18 protein-coding genes are annotated in these 20,471 nt (G+C 74.0%); 10 read left to right on the top strand and 8 right to left on the bottom strand.

Annotated elements, in window-relative coordinates:
• The first annotated feature begins 146 nt into the window (after positions 1-146).
• Together AB0D01_RS25605 and AB0D01_RS25600 are read left to right on the top strand one after the other, a co-directional pair.
• Positions 147-317 carry a hypothetical protein gene (locus tag AB0D01_RS25605; RefSeq protein WP_363059159.1) on the top strand — a complete coding sequence of 57 codons (171 nt, stop codon included), beginning with the start codon at positions 147-149 and terminating at the stop codon, positions 315-317.
• Between the two features lie 224 nt (positions 318-541).
• The gene (locus AB0D01_RS25600; protein ID WP_363059081.1) at positions 542-1,528 is read left to right on the top strand and encodes an NAD-dependent epimerase/dehydratase family protein; all 987 of its coding nucleotides are present in this window, start codon (positions 542-544) and stop codon (positions 1,526-1,528) included.
• Here AB0D01_RS25600 and AB0D01_RS25595 read toward each other — a convergent pair.
• The 3 genes from AB0D01_RS25595 to AB0D01_RS25585 form a co-directional block, all read right to left on the bottom strand.
• Positions 1,511-2,959, bottom strand: coding sequence for a lipase maturation factor family protein (locus AB0D01_RS25595; RefSeq protein WP_363059079.1), 1,449 nt, complete (start codon positions 2,957-2,959; stop codon positions 1,511-1,513). The two genes, AB0D01_RS25600 and AB0D01_RS25595, sit on opposite strands and share 18 nt — an antisense overlap.
• Before the next feature lie 11 nt (positions 2,960-2,970).
• Entirely contained in the window at positions 2,971-3,510 is a 540-nt protein-coding gene (locus AB0D01_RS25590; protein ID WP_363059077.1) for a DUF1990 domain-containing protein, read from the bottom strand.
• A gap of 65 nt (positions 3,511-3,575) precedes the next feature.
• On the bottom strand, positions 3,576-4,538 hold the full coding sequence (locus AB0D01_RS25585) for a YndJ family protein (protein WP_363059075.1): 963 nt from the start codon (positions 4,536-4,538) through the stop codon (positions 3,576-3,578).
• A gap of 180 nt (positions 4,539-4,718) precedes the next feature.
• On the opposite strand from AB0D01_RS25585, the gene AB0D01_RS25580 reads away from it, so the two are divergent.
• The 4 genes from AB0D01_RS25580 (at position 4,719) to AB0D01_RS25565 (ending at position 9,901) form a co-directional block, all read left to right on the top strand.
• On the top strand, positions 4,719-6,398 hold the full coding sequence (locus AB0D01_RS25580; protein WP_363059155.1) for a DUF6777 domain-containing protein: 1,680 nt from the start codon (positions 4,719-4,721) through the stop codon (positions 6,396-6,398).
• 7 nt (positions 6,399-6,405) lie between these two features.
• On the top strand, positions 6,406-8,469 hold the full coding sequence (locus tag AB0D01_RS25575) for a SpoIIE family protein phosphatase (RefSeq protein WP_363059153.1): 2,064 nt from the start codon (positions 6,406-6,408) through the stop codon (positions 8,467-8,469).
• A gap of 78 nt (positions 8,470-8,547) precedes the next feature.
• A complete protein-coding gene (locus tag AB0D01_RS25570) occupies positions 8,548-9,408 on the top strand; it encodes a DNA-formamidopyrimidine glycosylase family protein (RefSeq protein WP_363059073.1) in 861 nt (286 codons plus the stop codon).
• 64 nt (positions 9,409-9,472) lie between these two features.
• A complete protein-coding gene (locus AB0D01_RS25565; protein WP_363059071.1) occupies positions 9,473-9,901 on the top strand; it encodes a hypothetical protein in 429 nt (142 codons plus the stop codon).
• 55 nt (positions 9,902-9,956) lie between these two features.
• Here AB0D01_RS25565 and AB0D01_RS25560 read toward each other — a convergent pair whose 3' ends face one another.
• Together AB0D01_RS25560 and AB0D01_RS25555 are read right to left on the bottom strand one after the other, a co-directional pair.
• The gene (locus AB0D01_RS25560; RefSeq protein WP_363059151.1) at positions 9,957-10,421 is read right to left on the bottom strand and encodes a hypothetical protein; all 465 of its coding nucleotides are present in this window, start codon (positions 10,419-10,421) and stop codon (positions 9,957-9,959) included.
• Between the two features lie 257 nt (positions 10,422-10,678).
• Positions 10,679-11,212 carry a sigma-70 family RNA polymerase sigma factor gene (locus AB0D01_RS25555; RefSeq protein ID WP_363059069.1) on the bottom strand — a complete coding sequence of 178 codons (534 nt, stop codon included), beginning with the start codon at positions 11,210-11,212 and terminating at the stop codon, positions 10,679-10,681.
• A gap of 327 nt (positions 11,213-11,539) precedes the next feature.
• Here AB0D01_RS25555 and AB0D01_RS25550 point away from each other — a divergent pair, with 327 nt between their 5' ends.
• Complete coding sequence (locus AB0D01_RS25550) at positions 11,540-12,790, top strand: CapA family protein (protein WP_363059067.1); 1,251 nt, start codon at positions 11,540-11,542, stop codon at positions 12,788-12,790.
• A 16-nt stretch (positions 12,791-12,806) separates the two neighbouring features.
• On the opposite strand, the gene AB0D01_RS25545 is transcribed toward AB0D01_RS25550, so the two are convergent.
• Positions 12,807-13,268, bottom strand: a complete 462-nt coding sequence (locus AB0D01_RS25545; RefSeq protein ID WP_363059065.1) for a universal stress protein — start codon at positions 13,266-13,268, stop codon at positions 12,807-12,809.
• 60 nt (positions 13,269-13,328) lie between these two features.
• Here AB0D01_RS25545 and lysX point away from each other — a divergent pair, with 60 nt between their 5' ends.
• On the top strand, positions 13,329-16,634 hold the full coding sequence (gene lysX / locus AB0D01_RS25540) for a bifunctional lysylphosphatidylglycerol synthetase/lysine--tRNA ligase LysX (protein ID WP_363059063.1): 3,306 nt from the start codon (positions 13,329-13,331) through the stop codon (positions 16,632-16,634).
• A gap of 166 nt (positions 16,635-16,800) precedes the next feature.
• The gene (locus AB0D01_RS25535) at positions 16,801-17,640 is read left to right on the top strand and encodes a polysaccharide deacetylase family protein (RefSeq protein WP_363059061.1); all 840 of its coding nucleotides are present in this window, start codon (positions 16,801-16,803) and stop codon (positions 17,638-17,640) included.
• Between the two features lie 89 nt (positions 17,641-17,729).
• Here the strand turns inward: AB0D01_RS25535 and AB0D01_RS25530 are convergent, their stop codons facing one another.
• Positions 17,730-18,395, bottom strand: coding sequence for a class F sortase (locus tag AB0D01_RS25530; protein ID WP_363059059.1), 666 nt, complete (start codon positions 18,393-18,395; stop codon positions 17,730-17,732).
• Between the two features lie 375 nt (positions 18,396-18,770).
• Here AB0D01_RS25530 and AB0D01_RS25525 point away from each other — a divergent pair, with 375 nt between their 5' ends.
• The gene (locus AB0D01_RS25525; protein ID WP_363059057.1) at positions 18,771-19,271 is read left to right on the top strand and encodes a hypothetical protein; all 501 of its coding nucleotides are present in this window, start codon (positions 18,771-18,773) and stop codon (positions 19,269-19,271) included.
• Between the two features lie 351 nt (positions 19,272-19,622).
• Here the strand turns inward: AB0D01_RS25525 and AB0D01_RS25520 are convergent, their stop codons facing one another.
• Positions 19,623-20,345 (bottom strand): hypothetical protein, encoded by a 723-nt coding sequence (locus AB0D01_RS25520; RefSeq protein ID WP_363059055.1) that lies wholly within the window; start codon positions 20,343-20,345, stop codon positions 19,623-19,625.
• Positions 20,346-20,471: the final 126 nt, after the last annotated feature.

Here is a 20,471-nt window from a genome sequence, read left to right as displayed (position 1 = left end):
CCCGCTCATATGTGTACCCTGAGCGGCAAGGAGGCCCCACCCGGGCCCCGCTCCACCATGGCGCCACCGCGTCCGGAAAACCTTCTATATCCCTACTCCGGCGCGCGGACGAGCCCGCCGGGTTACGCGACACAAGGGAGTGCGCGGTGACTGAAATGACCAAGCCCGACCCGACCATGGAGCGCACGGCACCGAGGGCAGGCACCCGGTCCGACGAGCTCGGCAGCCTCGACGTCTGGGCCCGCTCGGCCCCGATCCGACTGGCCGGCTACGAGGACGACCTGGCGGAACCCCACATCCTGCCGAGCGTCGACTAGCCCCGACGCCCGAAGTCCGAAGTCCGATACCCGAGCAACGGACACCCGGACCTCGGGCACCCCACGCCCGGCGGCCCACCCCCACGGGCCTGAACCGCGCCCCCGCACCCCACGGTGACGGGGGCGTGGCGTGCGCGCGGTTCCCGTTCGCGCTACGCCCTCGGCGTCATCGCTCTCGGCGATCAAGGCTGTCGCCCGGGGCCCGTACCGGGCAGGGTCGAGGCATGAGACTGCTGATGCTGGGCGGAACCGAATTCGTCGGACGCGCGATCACCGAGGACGCCCTGGACCGGGGCTGGGAAGTGACGGTCTTCCACCGGGGACACCACGCGCCCCCGCCCGGGACCACCGCGGTCCACGGGGACCGCACCGCCCCCGGCGGCCTGGACGCCCTGGCCGAGGGGGAGTGGGACCTCGTCGTCGACACCTGGAGCGGCGCCCCCCACGTCGTCCGCGACAGCGCCCGCCTGCTCGCGGGCCGCGCCGGAGGGTACGCGTACGTCTCCAGCCGCTCCGTGTACACCTACCCCGCGCCGCCCGGAATGGCCGAGGACGGCCCGGTGGTGGAGGGATCGCCCGACGCCGAAGCCGTCGGCTACGCGCAGGACAAGCGCGGCGGTGAACTCGCCGCCGAGGCGGCCTTCGGGGACCGCGCCCTGCTGGTGCGCGCCGGCCTGATCCTCGGCCCGTACGAGAACACCGGCCGGCTTCCCTGGTGGCTGAACCGCGTCGCGCGCGAGGGCCCGTTCCTCGCCCCCGGCCCCCGTGACCTGCCGATCCAGTACATCGACGTGCGCGACCTCGCGCGCTGGACCCTCGACGCCCTCGCGGCAGGCCTCGGCGGGGCCTACAACCTCGCCTCCGCGCCCGGCCACGCCACGATGGGGGGATTCCTCGACGCCTGCGTGGCCTCCGCCGGGTCCGTCGCCGAACCCCGCTGGACGGACCCCGCCGCCATCGAGGCGGCCGGCATCGAACCGTGGATCGAGCTGCCGGTGTGGATCCGGGAGGGCGAGCCGCACGACTACATGTTCGCCGGCGACGTCGGCAAGGCCCTGGCGAGCGGTCTGGTGTGCCGCCCCGTCGAGGAGACGGTGGCCGACACCTGGAGTTGGCTGCGTTCGATCGGCGGCGAGGCACCCCAGCGCCCCGACCGCTCCACCAAGGGGCTGGCGCCCGAGCGGGAGGCCGCGCTACTCGGGCTCGACTGAGCGCCCCGGCGCGAGACGGGTCGGCGGGAGGTACTCGCGCAACAGCGTGCGGTGCCACCAGGCACCCGTCTCGCGCAGCTCGCGCAAGGTGGTGAACCGGTAGCGGTAGAGCCTGGCCCGCACGAACCGCGGCGGGGCGTCCGGGAAGGGATTGTGGCGCAGCAGCCGCAGGGTGTCCCGGTCGCCCGCCAACAGCCGCTCCACGAACGGGCCGAACCAGTCCCGCGCGTAGCCCGGCGACAGCGCCGCGAACCACATCAGCCAGTCGAGCCGCAGGTGGTACGGGGCGAACTGGCGCGGGGTGCGGCGGACGTCGCCGGGCTTGCCCTTGAAGCCGTACTCCCGCCACGTGCCGCCCTCCGCCTCCTCGCGCGGGACCCGGTCCGCCGTGCCCTCCACGACCACCTCGTCGCGGATCCGGCCGACCGTGCCGAAGGCCCCGTAGGTGTTGACGAGGTGCAGGGAGTCGAAGGAGCGGTTCATCACCTGGCGCCGCGAGACCAGGTTGGCCACCGGACGCCGGCTGAGCACCAGCACGAGCGCCGTGACGGCGCACACCAGGGCGACGAACCACAGGGGCGCCGGCCGCGAGGCTGCTGCCGGAGGCGGTCCCGCGAGGCCGGTGAAGTCGACGGCCGAGAGGGCGAGCGCGATGGTGAGCCAGTTCAGCCACGCGAAGTTCCCCGACAACACCAGCCACAACTGGGTGGCGACCATGATCCCGGCGGCGTACGAGGCCACCGGCTGCGGGGTGAACAGCAGAACGGGGACCAGCAGTTGGGTCACGTGGTTCGCTGCGCACTCCACCCGGTGCAGGGGCCGGGGGAGGCGGTGGAAGAACCAGCTCAGCGGCCCGGGCATCGGCTGCGTCTCGTGATGGTGGTAGAGGCAGGTCAGCGCGCGCCAGCAGGGGTCGCCGCGCATTTTGATCAACCCGGCGCCGAACTCGACCCGGAACAACACCCACCGCAGCAGCCACAGCATCAACACCGGTGGACCGATGGCGGCGTTGCCGAGGAACACGGCCAGGAACCCGACCTCCAGCAGCAGCGACTCCCAGCCGAACGCGTACCAGGTCTGACCCACGTTGACGATGGACAGGTACAGCAGCCACAGCAGCGCCCACAGCGCCATGGCGACGCCCAACGGCACCAGGTCGCCCACCCCGGCCGCGAGGGCCGCCGCGACGGCGGCCCCGGACCAGGCGCACACCGCGAAGAGGCGGTCCGAGTAGTGCAGTTGGAACAGGCTCGGGGCGTGCCGGAAGGGGACGTGGCGGACGTGGCGGGGGACGGGCAACATGCCGTGCGCCCCGATCAGGGCCCGGAACTGGAGCGCGGCCCCGACGAAGGCGCAGAGGTACACCCCGGCCAGGGCCCGCTGGAAGACCAGCCGGCCCAACCAGTAGCCGGGCGCCGTGAACCAGTCCATCCCCTCCAGTATCAGGCGGCGCAGGCCAGCGCGCGCAGCCTGCGGCCCAGCCAGGCGGCGTAGCCGCGCTGGAGGACGGGGACGACCGGTCCCGCGAGGCGGGTGTACCAGGCGTCCGGTCGGCTGAAGGCCGTCACCGTGAACCACACGGCGCCCGCGTCGTCGATCTCCACGACGAAGGACTCCTCCCCGCACTCGGGGTGGCCGGGCAGCGTCCCGTAGGCGAACCCGGTGCGGGTGGGCTCGTACGCCGTCCAGATCACCTCGCACGGGACGGAGACGCGCAGGGGGCCCACGCCCAGGCCCACCTCCACGCGGGTGCCCGGCCGCACGGCGCCCGAGTCGGCGCGGACCCGCAGGCCCGAGGTGCGGTGGGCGTCCAAGGTGGTGACGGCCGTGCCGGCGGCCTCGAAGGCGGCCCGCCCCCGGCCGATCCGGGTGCGGTGGTGGAGGTGGTTGTACCCGTCCGGGAGCGGCCGGCGGGCCGTCGCGCCCCGGTGGGGGTAGGTGACGCCGTTCGCCACGGCGGCGGCTGCGGTGAGGCGGGTCATGGGGTGGTCTCCGTTCGGTCGGGGCGGTCGGTAGGGGCGGTGCGGGGGAGGGGAGGGGCGGCGGGTCAGGGGGTGCGCGCGACGGCGGGGGCCGGGCCGGCGCCGGCCTCGGCGCTCCGGTCGCCGGTCGTCGGGTCGCCGGTGGGTCCGCCGCTCGGTTCGAGGGCCGGTTCGGGGTCCCGGTCGGTGCTCGTGGCGGCGGCCCGTCGGCGCCAGGCCAGCAGCCCGCACACGGCGAACCCCAGCGCATTGCCGAGCCCGTGGGTGGCCGCCATCCAGGTCAGGGTCGGGTGGACGATCCCGGTGGCCTCGCCCACCGCCCACCACAGGGCGAGCAGCATCGTGGCCACCAGCACCGCGGCCGAGCCGGCGAGCAGGGCCGCCGTCGTACGGTCGCGTTCCCGCGGGAGCAGCTCCCGCCAGGTCGTCAGGGCCGCCGCCCACATCCCGCCGGTCAGCACCGCCGCGCCCAGCAGTTCCGCCCAGTCGTCGACGAAGTAGCCCAGCAGCACCAGCAGGGTCCCGGCCGGGACGCTGTACGCCGCCCCGCGCGCTCCGCGCCGCCCGGGCGCCGCCCGGCACACCAGCCCGGCGATCAGGGCCGCCGCGAAACCGGCGTAGTGGAAGTGCGGCACGGTCAGGGCGAGGATGTCGAGGTCGAAGCCGAACAGCCGGTACCCGGCGCGTTCGGCGACCAGGGCCGTGGCGGCGACCGACGGCGAGAGGAGCGCGGTGAACGCGGCCACCTCCCGAGGCGCCCGCGATCCGTCCCACCGTCCGCCGCGCGCGGCGCGCCACAGAAGGGCGACGGCCACCGCCGCCAGGGCCACCGCCGCCAGGGCGTACGCGCCGGCGAGCGCGGTGGCGGCCCCGCCGCGCGGGAGCCAGAGGCAGACGGCGGCCGGCAGGGCGGCGAGGGGCCACAGCCGGGCCGCGCGGGCGAGCCCGTCCGGGTCGATGAGACGCAGGCCCACGGGGACCACGTAGAACATCCCCAGGGTGACGATCAGGTTCACGAGTACCGTCACGACCCACTCCTTTGAACGTGTTCAAGTCGAGTGCGACCCTACGGGGTTTGTTGAACATGTTCAAGACGCTGTTCGGGGCATCGAGGGGCCCCTTCGCCCCACTCCACTTGCGGGCCCGTGGCGCATGCGGCAGACAAGAGACAACAACTCGGGGCGAAAAGGGAGAAAAGCGTGAACGACATGCATGCCGTGTCCGCACCGACACCCCGTCAGGCGCCACGCCGTCATGTACCGGCCTGCGCGGCCCTCTTCGCCCTGGCCGGCCTGCTCGCCTCGGGCTGCGGCGGATCCGGCCACGAACAGACCAAGGGCGCGGCGGCCGAGAGCCAGGAGGTGCTCCTCCAGCCCGTCGGTGCCCCCGGACCCGACCCGTTCACCCCTTCGACGGCCACCGCCGAATCCGCGCCCGTCCAGCCCCCGGTGCCCAACCGGACCGGCCGGGGCATCCGCACCATCGCCGCCGCCACCCCCGGCCTGTACGGCGGGACCAACCGGCTCGGCAGCTGCGACGTCGAACGCCAGGTCAACCTCCTCACCACGGACGATGCGAAGTCCCGGGCCTTCGCCCAAGCCTCCGGCGTGGGCCAGGAGACCCTCCCGCAGTTCCTGCGGGCACTGACCCCCGTCGTGCTGCGCGCCGACACCCGCGTCACCGACCACGGCTTCCGCGACGGCGGACCCGCCGGATACCAGGCCGTGCTCCAGGCCGGCAGCGCCGTCCTCGTCGACGAGCACGGCATGCCCCGCGTTCGCTGCGCCTGCGGCAACCCGATCGGGGCGCCGCGCGCCGCGAAGGGCGACCCGGTGCTCAAGGGGGACCAGTGGAACGGCTACCAGGCCAACCAGGTCACCGTGATCGAGCCCGCCGCCCAGGTCCTCACCCACCTGCTCATCGTCAACACCGCCGACAACACCTGGATCGAGCGTCGGATCGGTGACGACGGCGCGCAGGACCGCACCCCGAAGGTGGTGCCCCGCTTCGACCCGGCCGAGGGGATCCCGAACGGCCCCCTCACCCCCAACACGCCCTCCTCCTCCGACCCGTGCGCCGGCGGCGCGGCCGGCCGCGGCGGTCCGGAACGCACCGGGCCGCGGGCCGCGCCGCCCGCGCCCCCGGCGGGCCCGCCCGCCGACCTGCCCGAGACGGCCCCGCCGACGGACCCGCCGACGTCCGACGTGCCGTACGAGCAGCTCCCGCCGATCGAGGCGCCCGGGGAGGCGCCGGCCGACGGGACGGCGGACCCGCTGAACGAGGCACCGAACGACGTGCAGAGCGACGTACAGGGCGACGTACAGAACGACATGCGCAACGGCGTGCCGGGCGAGGCGCAGGTCGCGCCGGCCCCGCGGGGCGGGGTGCCGCACGCGGGTCCGCCGTCCGCCGCGCTCCCGTCCGCCGATCCGCAGACGGACCCGCTCGCGGACCTGCCCGAGGACGCTCCCGCGGCCCCCTCGTCCGACGTGCCCTACGAACAGCTCCCGCCGCTCGACGTGCCGCCGGCCGGCCCGCTCGACGGCCCGCTCGACGTGCCGCCCGCCGGTCCGCCCGCCGCCGACCCCCCGTCGGCCGCGGCCCCGAGCACGCCGTGTCCCTCCGAGAGCGGCGCCGCCAACGGTCCCGCCACCGCCCCCGGCGTCCCGCCCGCACCCCAGGCCAACCCGCAGCGGCCCCCGGCGGAACAGCGGCCGCAGGCGCCCGACGCCCCCTCCGACGTACCGACCGACCTGGCCCCGGAAGCCCCCGACCTGCCCCTTTCCCCCGACGACGAGCTAGTGGACCCCTCGGTCCCGCTGGACCCGGACGGATTCCCGATGGACGAGGAGACCATGGACTCGGGCCAGTACCTGGAGAGCGCCTGAACCCGCGCTGTGTCATGGTGGACCGGTGCCGAGCACCGTATCGCTGCCGGAGGACTGGCCCGCGCACCCGGACCGTTCCCTGTCGCTGAACCGGATGGGCAGTTTCGACTGGGACCTGGTCACCGGGCTCATGCACATGGACGCGGCCGCCCTCGAGGTGTTCGACACGACCGCGCGGGAGTACGACGGACGCCCCGAGTCCCTGGGGCCCCGGGTGCCGCGCGCCGAGTCCACCCGGCTCGACGCCCTCGTCTCCAGCGCCCTCAAGAGCGGCGTCGACACCTACGGCGCCTACTTCCGCATCCGCTGCCGCGACGGGACCCTGCGCTGGACCCACACCCAGGGCCGGGTCATGCGCGAGGCGGACGGACGCCCGTACCGGATCATCGGCATCGTCCGGGACGCGACGGAGGAGCTCAGCCACTCCGCCGAGCGCCTCGGACTCGACGAGGAACGCCGCCGCCAGACCTCCGTGGTGGAGAGCACCACGGCGGCCCTGGCGCACGCCCGCACCGTCCGGGACGTCATCGACGTCATCGGCGACGCCCACGGACTGGAACGCCTCGGCTCCATGGGCATGGTCATGGGCCTCGTCGAGGCGGGCCGCATCCACCTGGTGGCCGAGGGCCCCGCCGACAGTTTCGTCCCCGGCACCCGCTACACCCGCATCGACGAGCAGTACCCGATGAGCGAGGTCGTCCGCTCCCTCCAGCCCCGTTTCCTCGACTCGGCCGAGGAGTTCGCCGCCGACTACCCCGCCCTGTGGTCGAAGATCTCCTACATGCGGATCTCGGCCGCCGCGTACCTGCCGCTCATCGCCCAGGCCCGCCCGATCGGCGCCATCGGCCTGCTCTACCAGGACAAGGACGGCTTCACCCAGGAGGAGCGCAACCTGCTGGTCGCCCTCGGCAGCAGCATCGCGCAGAGCCTCCAACGGGCGATGCTGCTGGAACAGGAACACGACCTCGCCGAGGGACTCCAGCAGGCCATGCTGCCGCGCCGGATCCCGGACGTCCCCGGCGGCCGCATCGCCGTGCGCTACCGCTCCGCGCGCATGGGCCGCGACATCGGCGGGGACTGGTACGACGTCATCCCGCTGCCCGGCGGCAGGGTCGGCGCCGTCATCGGCGACGTCCAGGGCCACGACACGCACGCGGCGGCCGTGATGGGACAGCTGCGCATCGTGCTGCGCGCCTACGCCGCCGAAGGGCACTCGCCCGCCACGGTGATGGCCCGCGCCTCCGTCTTCCTCCACGAACTCGACACCGACCGCTTCGCGACCTGCACGTACGCGGAGGCCGACCTGTCCACCGGCGTCCTGCAACTGGTCCGGGCCGGCCACCTCGACCCCCTCCTGCGCACCCGCGACGGGGACTGCCGGCGGCTGTCGGTGGAGGGCGGGATGCCGCTCGGGCTGTCGGCGGAGTTCGGCCGGCTGGAGTATCCGGTGACCACGGTCGAGCTGGATCCGGGAGAAACGCTCCTGCTCTGCACCGATGGGCTGGTGGAAAGGCCCGGCGCCGACCTCGACGACGGGATACGGGTCCTCACCGAACGGGTGCGCGGCGGCCCCGCGGACCTTCAGCTGCTCGCCGACCGGCTATGCGAGGTCGTCGACGAACGGGGCGGGGACGACGACATGGCCCTGCTGTTGCTGCGCCGTCGGGGCGAGGACGCCCCGCAGGCCGGTGGCCGGCTCCAGCAACACGTGGCCCCCGGCGACCCGGAAGGGCTGGTCTCGGCCCGTCACATGATCGGCGCGGCCGTCCGTGCCTGGGGCGCCCGCGGGCGGGCCGACGAGATCGAGCTCGTCGCGGACGAGCTGATCGTGAACGCCCTGATGCACACCGACGGGCCCGCCATCGTCACCCTGCGCGTCCTGACCGGCCCGCAGCCCCGGCTCCGGGTGGAGGTGGCGGACCGCTCCAGCGCCCTGCCGAGGCGCCGCGAGGCGGGCGACTCCGGGGTCTCGGGCCGCGGCCTGATGCTGGTGGACCGGCTGGCCGACGTGTGGGGCGTGGAGCCCAGGGGCAGCGGCAAGTGCGTGTGGTGCGAGTTCGTGATGACCTGAGCCCGCCCGCCGTCCCCCTCGGCGCGGCGCCCCGCGCCCCGGCTCGCGCCGCGCGGGGCGTGGCGGCAGGCTGGGAGGATGCCCGAGCTGCCGGAGGTCGAGGCCCTGCGGGAGTTCCTCGACGCGCGCCTCGCCGGGCGGGTGGTCGCACGCGTCCTCCCGCTCGCGATCAGCGTGCTCAAGACCTACGACCCTCCGCTCACCGCCCTCGAAGGCGGCCGCACCGGGCCCGTCGGCCGGTACGGCAAGTTCCTCGCGGTGGGCGTCGGCGAGCTGTACCTCGTCACCCACCTGGCCCGGGCCGGCTGGCTGCGCTGGCGGGAGGAACTGCCCGCGCAGCCGCCCCGGCCGGGCAAGGGTCCCCTCGCGCTGCGCCTGGTCCTGGAGGACGGCGCGGGCTTCGACCTCACCGAGGCGGGCACCCGCAAGAGCCTCGCCGTGTACGTCGTGCGCGACCCGCACGAGGTGCCCGGGATCGCCCGCCTGGGCCCCGACCCGCTCGCGGAGGCGTTCGGGCGCGACGACCTCGCGGCGCTGCTGGCCGGGGAGCGCCGGCAGATCAAGGGGATGCTGCGCGACCAGGGCGTCCTGGCCGGCATCGGCAACGCCTACAGCGACGAGATCCTCCACCGGGCGAAGGTCTCGCCCTTCAAACCGGCCGCCTCCTTCGACGAGGAAGGGGTCACGCACCTGTACGAGGCGCTGCGCGACACGTTGGGCACGGCCGTCGAGCGGGCCCGGGGACTGGCCGCGGGGGAGCTGAAGGCCGAGAAGAAGAGCGGGCTGCGGGTGCACGGCCGGGACGGGGAGCCGTGCCCGGTGTGCGGGGACACCATCCGCTCGGTGTCCTTCGCCGATTCCTCGCTCCAGTACTGCCCCACCTGCCAGACCGGGGGCAAGCCGCTCGCGGACCGAAGGCTCTCCCGCCTCCTCAAGTAGAGGGAGTGGGGGAGCGGCGGGAGTGGCGGAAGGGGCGGGGGAACCGCCTAGACTCCGTGCCACCATGGCCGAGGAGCAGCAGGCGTCGCAGCCCCGACGGGAGGTCGTCACGGGGGTGCCCCGCGGGACCCGCCGTCGGCCGCCCGCGCACACGCCGGCCCGCTCGGAGATCTCCGAGCAGACCACCCTCGGGGAGACCTACGTCCGGGCGCTGATGCGCACTCAGCTGCGGTCCGCCCTGGCCGCGTTGGCCGCGCTCACCCTGTTGCTGGGGTTGTTGCCGACGGCCTTCCTGCTGCCCCGGTCGACCTCGGGGCCGCTGGTGTGGGTGGCCCTCGGCCTGGTGGTGTACCCGGTGATGTGGCTCGTGGCCCGCTGGTACGTGAACCGGGCGGAGCGCAACGAGGCCGACTTCACCGGTCTGGTGACCGACCCGGCCGACGGGATCGACGCGCCCGACGCGCCCGGCCCGACGGCGCCTGCGGGCCGGTAGCCCGCGTCGCCCTGCCCGGCCCCGGTGCCCCCGTGACCTTCGTGGCCGCGGAGCCTCAGAACAGGTGCATCGCCAGGTGCCCCAGCGGCAGGCCGAGTTGCCAGGCCGGGGTCCACACGCGCGCGTTCTCGTCCACACCGGGCGGGGTGACCCCGTGGCCCTGCCGGCCCGGGTCGAGGTTCGTCGCGAACAGCTCGGTGTGGTCCAGCCACCGCCAGGCGGCGCGGGCCAGTTCGAGGTCCGGGTCCTCGCCCCGGCCGCGTTCGCGGGCCTCCTCGCCCAGGGCGAGGAAGCGGGTGTGGACCCAGTCGCGCCAGGGGTGTCCGTACGCCGTCAGGGACAGCCACTCGTCGAGCTGCGAGACCACCCGGATCCCGGAGAGCTCGCCGGCCGAGTCCGAGAGGTAGATCGTCAGCGCGAGCGTGTCGCGCCCGGCCCGGAACTCCACCGTGCCGGCCGGGATCAGCCGGCCGGTGCGCAGCAGCTCGTCCGCGATGTACTCCGCGTAGAGCCATGCCATGGGCACGGCAAGTCCACCGTCGCTGGTGCCGTACGAACCCTCGGGCTGCACCGCTGCCACCTTCTCCCGCGTGTCGAGCTTCCCGTCGTCACCCCGAGCCTTCACCGAGCGCCTCGCGGAGCGGGGGATGTTTACTCAAGTTGCACGCTCTGATGCCGATATCGATGCGTTCTGTGTCCGATTCCTGTGCATCCAGGGCGTTTCTTGAGCGGTCCTCCAGTGATACCGGAGCGGTGTCGACGCGCGGCGGCCGTCGGTCAGGCTCCGAGCCCGTACCCCTGGAGGCCCTTGCGGAGCGCGCGCAGGGCGTAGTACGTGCGGGACTTGACCGTACCCGCCGGGATGCCGAGCTCGGCCGCCGCCTCGGCCACCGAACGGTCCTGGAAGTAGACCTGGACGAGCACGTCCCGGTGTTCGCGGCCCAGGCTGCCCATGGCGCGGCGGACGTCGATCGCGGTGACCGATCCCGCCACCGCGTCCCGGGGTGCGGGCGCCTGCTCCAACCCGTCCGGGTCGACCTCCTGGGGCCGTGACAGGCGGGCCCTGCGGGCGTCGATCGCGAGCCGCCGCGCGACGGTGAACAGCCAGGGCCGCATCGACTCGTGCCCGCTCGACAGCACCTCGGGGTGCTGCCAGACCCGTACCAGGGTCTCCTGCACCAGGTCCTCGGCGCGCTGCGCGTCGCCCGCCGTGAGGCCGAGGAGGAATCCGAACAGGGCGCGCCCGTGTTCGCGCTGGAGTTCGGCGAGCGCCTCGGGTTCCGCGCGCCGGCGGGTGGGGGAGAGCGGCACGAGTGGCTCCTTCCGGGGTCCGCTTGGGGGGCTCGGGGGCCGCTGGGGGCCCGACGCACTCACCCTGACCTGCGGGGAGCCGCCCCGGGAACCGTTCGAGGCCGCCGTTGCGCCCAAGCACCCGCGTCGTCCGGTGGGCGGGCGCGAGGGGCGACGAACGGTCGAACGGCGCGGCGAACGGCCCCTCGGCGCCCCCGCCGCCCCGGGGTCCGCCGTGGGCCATCGCGGTGAGCGGGGCCGGACGCGCGGCCCGGTTCCTTGACGCGCGACCCCTTCTCCTATGGATTTCAAGTGATCCGATAGTCATATGAATGGGAGCCGGGAAAGATGGCGCACCGCACCCACCGCACCCACCGCACCCACCGCACCGACCGCGCCCCGCGCACCCGGCGCGCCCTCGCCCTGCTGTCGGCCGGCCTCCTGGCCGCGACGGCCGCCGCCTGCTCCGCCCACGGCGACCGGTCGCCCGCCCGGCTCGGCTCCAGCGCGGCCGGGGCGCCGGCAGGCACCCCCGGCGTCGGCACGGCGCCGGCCGCCCGGGGCTTCACCCTGGTCGCGAGCGGTGACGTCCTGCCGCACAACTCGGTCATCGCGCGCGCGGCCCTCGACGCGGACGGCGACGGGCACGACTTCCGCCCCATGTTCTCCCGCGTCAAGCCCGTGGTCTCGGCGGCCGACCTGGCCCTGTGCCACATGGAGACCATCTACGGCGAGGACGACGGACCGTTCAGCGGCTACCCGGCCTTCGTCTCCCCGCCCGCGATCGCCGACGCCCTCAAGGACGCCGGCTACGACGGCTGCTCGACGGCCTCCAACCACACCCTCGACGACGGCGCGGACGGCATCGACCGTACCCTCGGCCGCTTCGACAAGGTCGGCCTGGGCCACGCCGGCTCCGCGCGGACCGCCGCCGAGGCGGCCCGCCCCGCCCTCTACACGGCCGGTTCGGCCAAGGTGGCCCACCTCGCGTACACCTACGGCACCAACGGCTACCCGATGCCCGAGGGCCGCCCCTGGGCGGTCAACCTGACCCGGCAGGAGAAGATCGTCGCCGACGCCCGGGCCGCCCGGAAGGCCGGGGCCGACGTGGTGCTCGTCAGCCTGCACTGGGGCACCGAGTGGCAGACCGAACCGGACGGGACCCAACTCGAACTCGGCCGGGCCCTGACCGCCTCGCGCAGCGGGGACCGCCCGGACGTCGACATGATCCTCGGCACGCACGCCCACGTCCCCCAGGCCTACGAGAAGGTCAACGGCACCTGGATCGTCTACGGCATGGGCGACCAGGTCGCCGGGGAGATGTTCAACCACTCCGGCGCCCGCGACCCGAGGGGCAACCACGGATCCCTCGGCCGGTTCACCTTCGAGCCGCCCGCCGCGCCGGGACAGCGCTGGCGGGTCACCAAGGCCGAGTTCGTCCCGCAGATGATGGACCTCGACATCGGCAGGGTGATCAACCTCCCCGCCGCCCTGGACGCCGACCCCGACAACGCCGAGTACGAGAGCGCCCGCGACGGCGTCGCGGAGGCCGTCCTCGGCCGCGGCGCCGCCGAGGACGGCCTGACCATGGGCCGCTGAACGCCGCGCGGACCGGCTACGGGACGACCGTGACCGGCCAGCGGCCCGCCTTCACCAGCCGCACCGCCACCGACCCGACGATCCGGTGCCCCGCCTGCTCGGAGGCACCGACCACCACCGCGTCCGCCCGCAGTTCCTCGGCGGCGCTCACCAGGCCCGCGTACGGGTCGCCGCGGAAGGTGTGGAACTGCCAGCGGACCTCGAAGATGCCCTTCAGCCGCTCCGCCGCCTCCCGGATCTCCCGGACGATCCCCTCCGCGATCTCCCCGGTGGTGTCGCCGACCGGCGCGCCGAGCGAGGCCCCGGCCGCCAGGACCGGTTGGACGTACACCAGCGCCAGCAGGGCGTTCTGGCGCCGGGCGAGCCCCGCCGCGTAGGCGGCGGCCCGCAGTGAGGACTGCGATCCGTCAACCCCGGCGAGGATCACCTTGGGGCCGTCCGTACCGCGCTCGAATCCCGTGTTCACGTGCTCAGTCACGGGTCCGAGGCTAGTCGGCTCGCCGCGCGGACCGGCGCCGCCCTCCCTACAGTGCCAAGCATGAGTGTCACCGTGGAGGAGACCCGAGGAACCCGCAACCGGTTCCTCAACCGCGTCCCGGACGCCTTCGGCGCGTTCTTCGGAGCGCTCGGTCTGCTGTGCGCGCTGCTGGCGCTCTCCCCGACACTGCGCAGGCTGCTGCGACCCGTGGTGCGCTTCCTCGACGCCGTCGTGGTGCCGGTCAGCGAGAACCTCGCCTACGCCGTGTTCCTCTTCCTGCTGGCCGCCGCCCTCGGCATGCGCAAGAAGATCGCCTGGTGGATCGTCGTCACCTATCTGGCCCTGCTGATCCTCGTCGACGTGCTGATCCTCGCCGACGGGGACTTCTGGATCGGCGGCCCCTCGCTGGTCATCTCGGTGGTGGCCCTCGGCGTGCTCGTCGCCGCCCGCGCGGAGTTCTACGCCGCCTCCCGCCCCGGCGCCGTGTGGCGCGCCATGCTGGTCCTCGGCCTCGGCCTGCTCGCCGCGGTCTTCCTCGGCTGGGGACTCGTCGCCCTGTTCCCCGGGTCCCTGCCCAAGGGGCAGTGGCTCGACTGGGCCGCCAAGCAGGTCTTCGGCGGCCTCTTCTCCGCGCGCCAGTTCGACGGCCACCCGCCGCGACCCCTGTACTTCCTGCTCGGCCTCTTCGGGGCCCTCGCCCTGCTGAACGCCGCCGCCACCCTCTTCCGCTCCCAGCGCCTGACGGCCGCCCTGCACGGCGACGAGGAACCCCGCATCAGGGCGCTGCTCGGCGCCTACGGCCGCAACGACTCCCTCGGCTACTTCGCCACCCGACGGGACAAGGCCGTCGTCTTCGCCCCCAACGGCAAGGCCGCCGTCACCTACCGCGTCGAGGCCGGCGTCTGCCTGGCCAGCGGCGACCCCGTGGGCGACCCCGCCGCCTGGAGCCCCGCCGTCGACGCCTGGCTCGCCGTGGCCCGCCGCCACGGCTGGCAGCCGGCCGTCATGGGCGCCTCCGAGGACGGGGCGACGGCGTACGCCCGCTCGGGACTGAGCGCCCTCCAGCTCGGTGACGAGGCCATCCTGCACGTGGCCCACTTCGACCTCGACGGCCGGGACATGCGCGTCACCCGGCAGGCCGTCAACCGGGTCCGGCGCGCGGGAGCCACCACCCTCATCCGCCGCCACTCGGCCCTGTCCGAGGACGAGATGCAGACCATCGTGGACCGGGCCGACCGCTGGCGAGACACCGAGACCGAACGCGGCTTCTCCATGGCCCTGGACCGGCTCGGCGACCGCGCCGACGGCGACTGCCTGCTGGTCGAGGCCTTCGACGCGGACGGCGAACTGATCGCGCTGCTCTCCTTCGTCCCCTGGGGCAAGGACGGCATCTCGCTCGACCTGATGCGCCGCGACCGCGCCGCCCCCAACGGGGTCATGGAGTTCATGGTCGCCGAACTGTGCGCCGCCGCCCCCGGCCTGGGCGTACGCCGGATCTCCCTCAACTTCGCCGTGTTCCGTTCGGCCTTCGAGGAGGGCGGCCGGATCGGCGCGGGCCCGGTGCTGAAGATGTGGCGCAGGCTGCTGCTGTTCTTCTCCCGCTGGTGGCAGCTGGAGGCGCTGTACCGGTCCAACGTGAAGTACGGCCCCGAGTGGTACCCGCGGTTCCTCTGCTACCAGGACGCCGGCTCGCTCGCCCGCGTCAGCCTCGCCTCCGGCATCGCGGAGGGCTTCGTCTCGGTCCCGAGCCTGCGCACCCTGTGGGGCAACGGCCACCCCAAGGGCCTGACCGCCCCCGCCAACACCGCCGGGCTCCCCTCCATCGACTCCCTGGGGCTGGACCTCGTGGGCGACGACGGGGCCCCCGTCCCGGCGGCCGAACGGCTCCCCGAACAGGTACGGGTGCGCCACGCGAAGCTGGACCGCATCCGGGCCTCCGGCACCGACCCCTACCCCGTCGGCATCCGGCAGCGCACCCACACCGCGGCCCGGTTGAAGGCCGAGCACCCCGGATACCCGCCCGGCACCCGTACCGGGGAGCAGGTCACCCTCGCCGGGAGGGTGATGGTCGTGCGCGACCTCGGGGGCGTGGTCTTCGCCGTGCTCCGCGACTGGACCGGCGACGCCCAGCTGATGTTCACCCGCGACGAGAGCGGCGCCGACGTCCTGGACGCGTTCACCACCCAGGTCGACTTCGGCGACCACGTCGTGGCGAGCGGAGAAGTCGGCAGCAGCCGCACCGGCGCCCTGTCGGTCCTCGTCGACTCCTGGCAGCTCACCGGCAAGTGCCTGCGCCCCCTGCCCGACAAGCGCAAGGGCCTCGCCGACCCCGAGGCCCGGGTCCGGCGCCGCTACCTCGACCTCGTCGCCAGCCCCGAGGCGCGGGACGTCGTACGGGCCCGGTCGAGCGCCGTCCAGGCCCTGCGCCAGGGCCTGCTCGACCGGGGCTACCTGGAGGTCGAGACCCCGATGCTCCAGCAGATCCACGGCGGGGCCAACGCCCGGCCCTTCCGCACCCACATCAACGCCTACGACCTCGACCTCTACCTGCGCATCGCCCCCGAGCTGTACCTCAAGCGGCTGTGCGTCGGCGGGATGGAGAAGGTCTTCGAGATGGGCCGCACCTTCCGCAACGAGGGCGTCTCCTACAAGCACAATCCCGAGTTCACGATGCTGGAGGCCTACCAGGCGTTCGCCGACTACGACGTGATGCTCGACCTCACCCGCGACCTCATCCAGAGCGCCGCCACCGCCGCCTTCGGCTCGCCGATCGCGCACAAGGCCGGCCCCGACGGCAGGCTCGTCGTCCACGACATCTCCGGACCCTGGCCCGTCAAGACCATGTACGGGGCCATCAGCGAGGCCCTCGGCGAGGTCGTCGACGCCGACACCGAGGAGCACGTGCTGCGCGCGCTGTGCGACCGCGCCGGCGTCCCGCACGCCCCCGAGGACACCCGCGGCGACGTGGCCCTGGAGATGTACGAGCGCCTCGTCGAGGAGCGCACGAAACTGCCCACCTTCTACAAGGACTTCCCGACCGACGTCTCCCCGCTCACCCGCCAGCACCGCAAGGACCCGCGGCTGGCCGAACGCTGGGACCTGGTGGCCTTCGGCACCGAACTCGGCACCGCCTACTCGGAACTGACCGACCCCGTGGAGCAGCGCCGCCGGCTGACGGCCCAGTCCCTCCTGGCGGCCGGCGGCGACCCCGAGGCGATGGAGCTGGACAACGACTTCCTGGACGCCCTGGAGTACGCCATGCCCCCCACGGGTGGACTGGGCATCGGCGTCGACCGCCTCGTCATGTTCCTCACGGGTCTGACGATCCGCGAGACGCTGCCGTTCCCGCTGGTGCGGCGGGGCTGAGCGGTGGGGCCGAGCCGCGGGGACTATCGGCGCGGCCGCTGATCGGTGGGGCCGTTGGCCCGTCCGGGTGGGGGCAGCGGGGAGCGTCCGCGCCTCTCGACATCTTCGACGATGTCGTTGATACGTAGTAATAATGACAAATGACGAGCAGACAGTAGGGCGACGCATGCTCCTGCGTACCGCCGTCTTCCTCGGAATCGCCACCGCCTCCGCCCTCGTCTCCGGCGGCGAGGCCGGCACGCCCGCCGGGACCGGCGCCCCGGGCGCACCGGGACCCGTCGGCGCCGGCGGAGCGCCCGGGCTGCGTCCCGCCGGACCGCCGGAGAAGTCCTACCGCCTGCGCCCCATGACCGCCGAGGCCCCCGCGCGACCGCCCACCGTCAAGCCCGCGGTCCGCAACCGCCCCATCCTGGAACTGCCGGCCGACGCCGCCCACGCCTCCGCGATGGTGCTCACCTTCGACGACGGCCCCGACCCGCGCTACACCCCCGCCATCCTGGACACCCTCGCCCGCCACGGGGTCCGCGCGATGTTCTTCGTCTGCGGGGAGATGGCCACCGAGAACCGCGACCTGCTGCGCCGCATGGTCGCCGAGGGCCACGTCATCGGCAACCACACCTGGACGCACCCGCTCATCCCCACCCTGGGCCGGTCCGCCCTCGAAGCCGAGATCGGCCGCACCAGCGAGGTCGTCCGGCAGAGCGTGGGGGAGGCCCCGCTGTGGTTCCGGGCCCCCTACGGGGCGTGGAACCGCGCCGCGTTCGAGATCGGGGCCGACCTCGGCATGGAACCCCTGGCGTGGACCGTGGACACCCTCGACTGGAAGGAGCCGGGGACCACGACCATCGTCTCCCGGGTCATGGCCGGCGCCGGCCCCGGGGTGATCGTGCTGAACCACGACGCGGGCGGCGACCGGACGCAGAGCGTCCACGCCCTGGCCACCTACCTCCCCCAACTCCTGGCCCGGGGCTACCGCATGACGCTCCCCACCCTCCCGCCCCGCTGAAACCGCCCCCCTCCTCCGTCTCCCCCGCCCCGCGGCGGTGCCGGGGGAGGGGAACGGGGGAAGGGGGCGAGGGGGTGTGGGGGCGTGGGTCAGCGGGCCGCGACCATGCGGGCGAAGACCACCACGTTGCCGTCGTAGCCCTTGGCCTTCGAATAGCCGCCGCCGCAGGTGATCACGCGCAGCTCGGCGTGGCCCGTGTCCCCGTACACGCGGGAGCCGGGGAAGGACTCCTTGGAGAACACCTCCACCCCGTACACCTCGAACACCGCCGTGCGTCCGTCGTAGCGCTCCACCTCGATGCGGTGACCCGGCTTGAGCGATCCGAGGCCGTAGAAGACCGCCGGGCCCTGCGCGTTGTCCACGTGCCCGACGATCACCGACGATCCCCGCTGGCCCGGCGAGATACCGTTCAGGTACCAGCCCGCCAGGTTCCTCTCCTCGGGCGGTGGCGCGTCGATCCAACCCTGCGCGTCCAGCCCGACCGTCATCACCGGCGCGTCCACGTTGATCGTCGGAATCCGGACGCGCTGCACCGACGAGTGGTCCAACACCTCCATGTCCGCCGCCGGCGTGGGTGGATTGGCCGGCAGCTGGTCCGCGCGCACGGCGACGGCCGCCGCGGCCGTCGGCTGCGGCGGCCCGTCCTCGGCATCGGCCCCGTTCCGCATCATGGCGAGGCCGGTGAGCATGACCATCGCGAGTACGCCCCAGGGGGAGCGTCTCCTCGGTCGCTGCTCACACTCGTCCTCGGTCATGGCTCTCCCTTCCCGACGCGGGGGTCCCGACCCGCGTTCCAGTCCCTCCCCGGTACGCCCTTCTCCCCGCACGTTAAGGCCGCTCGCGCGGGACGGCGATCGGGGAAGGGCGAACGGGTGGTGGAGGGCCGGAGGGCGGGCGGTGCGGCCGTAAGGGATGCACCCATCCAGGTAATCGTCACATAAATGCCTGACGGCTCGTGACCTGCGGATCCGTCAGATGATTCAGTCCGCGCGTCGGCGTGTCGCTCAACCGGGCGGCCCAAAGGTGGACATGCGCCGGATGCGCGGCGCCCCGAGGGTTCGTGATGGGAGGCGTTCTCGTCGATCTGCCCGGGCCACCGCTCCGGGGCGCTTCCCGCTGGAGGTTCCACCATGCGTGCTTTCCGCGCTCTCACCGTGACCGCGGCCGCCTGCGCCGCGATCGGGCTCAGTGCCACGTTCGCCGCCGCGAACCCCCCGCAGGGCGGCGGGAACGGGCCCAGCAACGTCACGGTCAATCCCTACTCCGTGCACCAGGGCGCCAGGATGCAGGTCAGCGCCGCGGGCTGCGGCCACGGCGGCGTCGTCTGGTCGCACGGAAACTTCCCGCAGACGAACCTGTCGGCCGGTTCCATCGGTTTCGCGAGCGTGCGGATCTTCAACCACGCCTCGCCCGGCCACCACACCCTGTCGGTCAAGTGCAACGACAACAACCTGGTCGCCACCCACCGCTTCACGATCCTGCACGGCAACGGCGCGCAGGGCGGCATCGGCGGCTCGTTCGGTCCGTCCGCGGCGGAGACGGCCATCGGTTCCGGCCTGGTCGGCGCCGCGGCCCTGGGCGCGGGCGTGCACGTGATCCGCCGTCGCCGCACGGTGGGCAGCCGGGTCTGACGGGGTACGGCCACGCGGTCCCGCACCGCGTCGCCGTTCCGCGTCCGAGGGTCGCCGCGCGCCCGCCGGCGCGCGCTCCCGTTTCCCCGCCCGTTTCAGCCGCCCGCCCGTTCAGCCGTCCGTTCGCCCGCCCGCCCGGGCGCTCGGCACCGCTCGATGGCCTCGCCTTACCCCTCTGGCGACTCCGCTTTCCCCCGACCTGCGACCCTCCGCCCCCGCGTTCGTGGTGCGCCCGGGACTCGTGTCCCGCCGTACGTTCCTCCCGGCCCCGGCCGGTCGCCGTCCGCTCCGGATCCCGCCCGGGACCCGGAGCGGACGGCGGTCGCCGGGGGCTCGCCGCGGGGGAGTCGGTCAGTGGCCGCGGGCCGAGCCGCGTCGGCGCAGGGCGAACGCGGTCGCGCCGGCGGCGGTGAGGAAGAGGCCCGCTCCCGCGCCCAGTTCCACGGGGTCCATGCCCGCGACGCTGCCCCCGAGTCCGCCGCGCACCCCGAGGGTCGCGCGCGGGGAGGTGCCGGTGGTGGTGCCGGTGACGGTGCCGGTGGTGCTGCGGGGGGCCGTGCCGGTGGTCGTGCCGGTGGTCGTCCCCGTGCCGGTCCCGGTGCCCGTGCCTGTGCCCGTGCTCGTGGTGCCGGTGGTGCTTCGGGGGGTGGCGGGGGCGGTCGTCCGGGCCCTGGCGCCGGTCGTGGAACTGGTGCTGGGCAGCGACGCGGCGGCGCCCGCCACGGTGAGGTCGGCGGATCCGTTCTCCCCGTCGCAGGTGAAGGTGACGGAGTACTGGGCGCCGCGCCGCGCGTCGCGGTCCACGGTGACCCGTACGGTCTGCCCCCGCGCGATGCTCACGGTGTCGAAGACCCCGGAGGAGGCGGTGGCGAAGGCGGCGTCGCAACCGGTCACCGACAGCACGGCCTGGCCGCCGGGAGCCACCGTCGAGGGGGTGATGGCGAAGCCGAAGGAAGTGACGGGCGCCGCGTCGGCCGCGCCGGCGGAGGGCATGGCGAAGGCGCCGAGCGCGAGGGCGATGGCCGTGGCGCCGGCGACCGGCAGGGCTGTGGCGGAGCTGCGTATCGCACCCATGGTCGGTTCTCCGGATCCCCGAGGAGCAATCGCGCAGCGTTTCCGCACGTGGGGGGAGTGCGCCTCGATGTCCGTCACACTAGGCGCGGGTGCGGTGACCCGCGATCAGGAACGGGCGAATGGGGC

It is taken from the genome of Streptomyces sp. NPDC048606 (assembly GCF_040650855.1).
Lineage (GTDB): Bacteria > Actinomycetota > Actinomycetes > Streptomycetales > Streptomycetaceae > Streptomyces.
This window is presented reverse-complemented; position numbering and strand designations above follow the sequence as displayed.

Bases quoted from the DNA above. Each gene is read 5' to 3' on its own strand.
- AB0D01_RS25600 (WP_363059081.1), top strand. From the start codon at position 542: ATGAGACTGCTGATGCTGGGCGGAACCGAATTCGTCGGACGCGCGATC.
- AB0D01_RS25595 (WP_363059079.1), bottom strand. From the start codon at position 2,959: ATGGACTGGTTCACGGCGCCCGGCTACTGGTTGGGCCGGCTGGTCTTC.
- AB0D01_RS25590 (WP_363059077.1), bottom strand. From the start codon at position 3,510: ATGACCCGCCTCACCGCAGCCGCCGCCGTGGCGAACGGCGTCACCTAC.
- AB0D01_RS25580 (WP_363059155.1), top strand. From the start codon at position 4,719: ATGCATGCCGTGTCCGCACCGACACCCCGTCAGGCGCCACGCCGTCAT.
- AB0D01_RS25570 (WP_363059073.1), top strand. From the start codon at position 8,548: ATGCCCGAGCTGCCGGAGGTCGAGGCCCTGCGGGAGTTCCTCGACGCG.
- AB0D01_RS25565 (WP_363059071.1), top strand. From the start codon at position 9,473: ATGGCCGAGGAGCAGCAGGCGTCGCAGCCCCGACGGGAGGTCGTCACG.
- AB0D01_RS25560 (WP_363059151.1), bottom strand. From the start codon at position 10,421: ATGGCATGGCTCTACGCGGAGTACATCGCGGACGAGCTGCTGCGCACC.
- AB0D01_RS25550 (WP_363059067.1), top strand. From the start codon at position 11,540: ATGGCGCACCGCACCCACCGCACCCACCGCACCCACCGCACCGACCGC.
- lysX (WP_363059063.1), top strand. From the start codon at position 13,329: ATGAGTGTCACCGTGGAGGAGACCCGAGGAACCCGCAACCGGTTCCTC.
- AB0D01_RS25535 (WP_363059061.1), top strand. From the start codon at position 16,801: ATGCTCCTGCGTACCGCCGTCTTCCTCGGAATCGCCACCGCCTCCGCC.
- AB0D01_RS25530 (WP_363059059.1), bottom strand. From the start codon at position 18,395: ATGACCGAGGACGAGTGTGAGCAGCGACCGAGGAGACGCTCCCCCTGG.
- AB0D01_RS25525 (WP_363059057.1), top strand. From the start codon at position 18,771: ATGCGTGCTTTCCGCGCTCTCACCGTGACCGCGGCCGCCTGCGCCGCG.
- AB0D01_RS25520 (WP_363059055.1), bottom strand. From the start codon at position 20,345: ATGGGTGCGATACGCAGCTCCGCCACAGCCCTGCCGGTCGCCGGCGCC.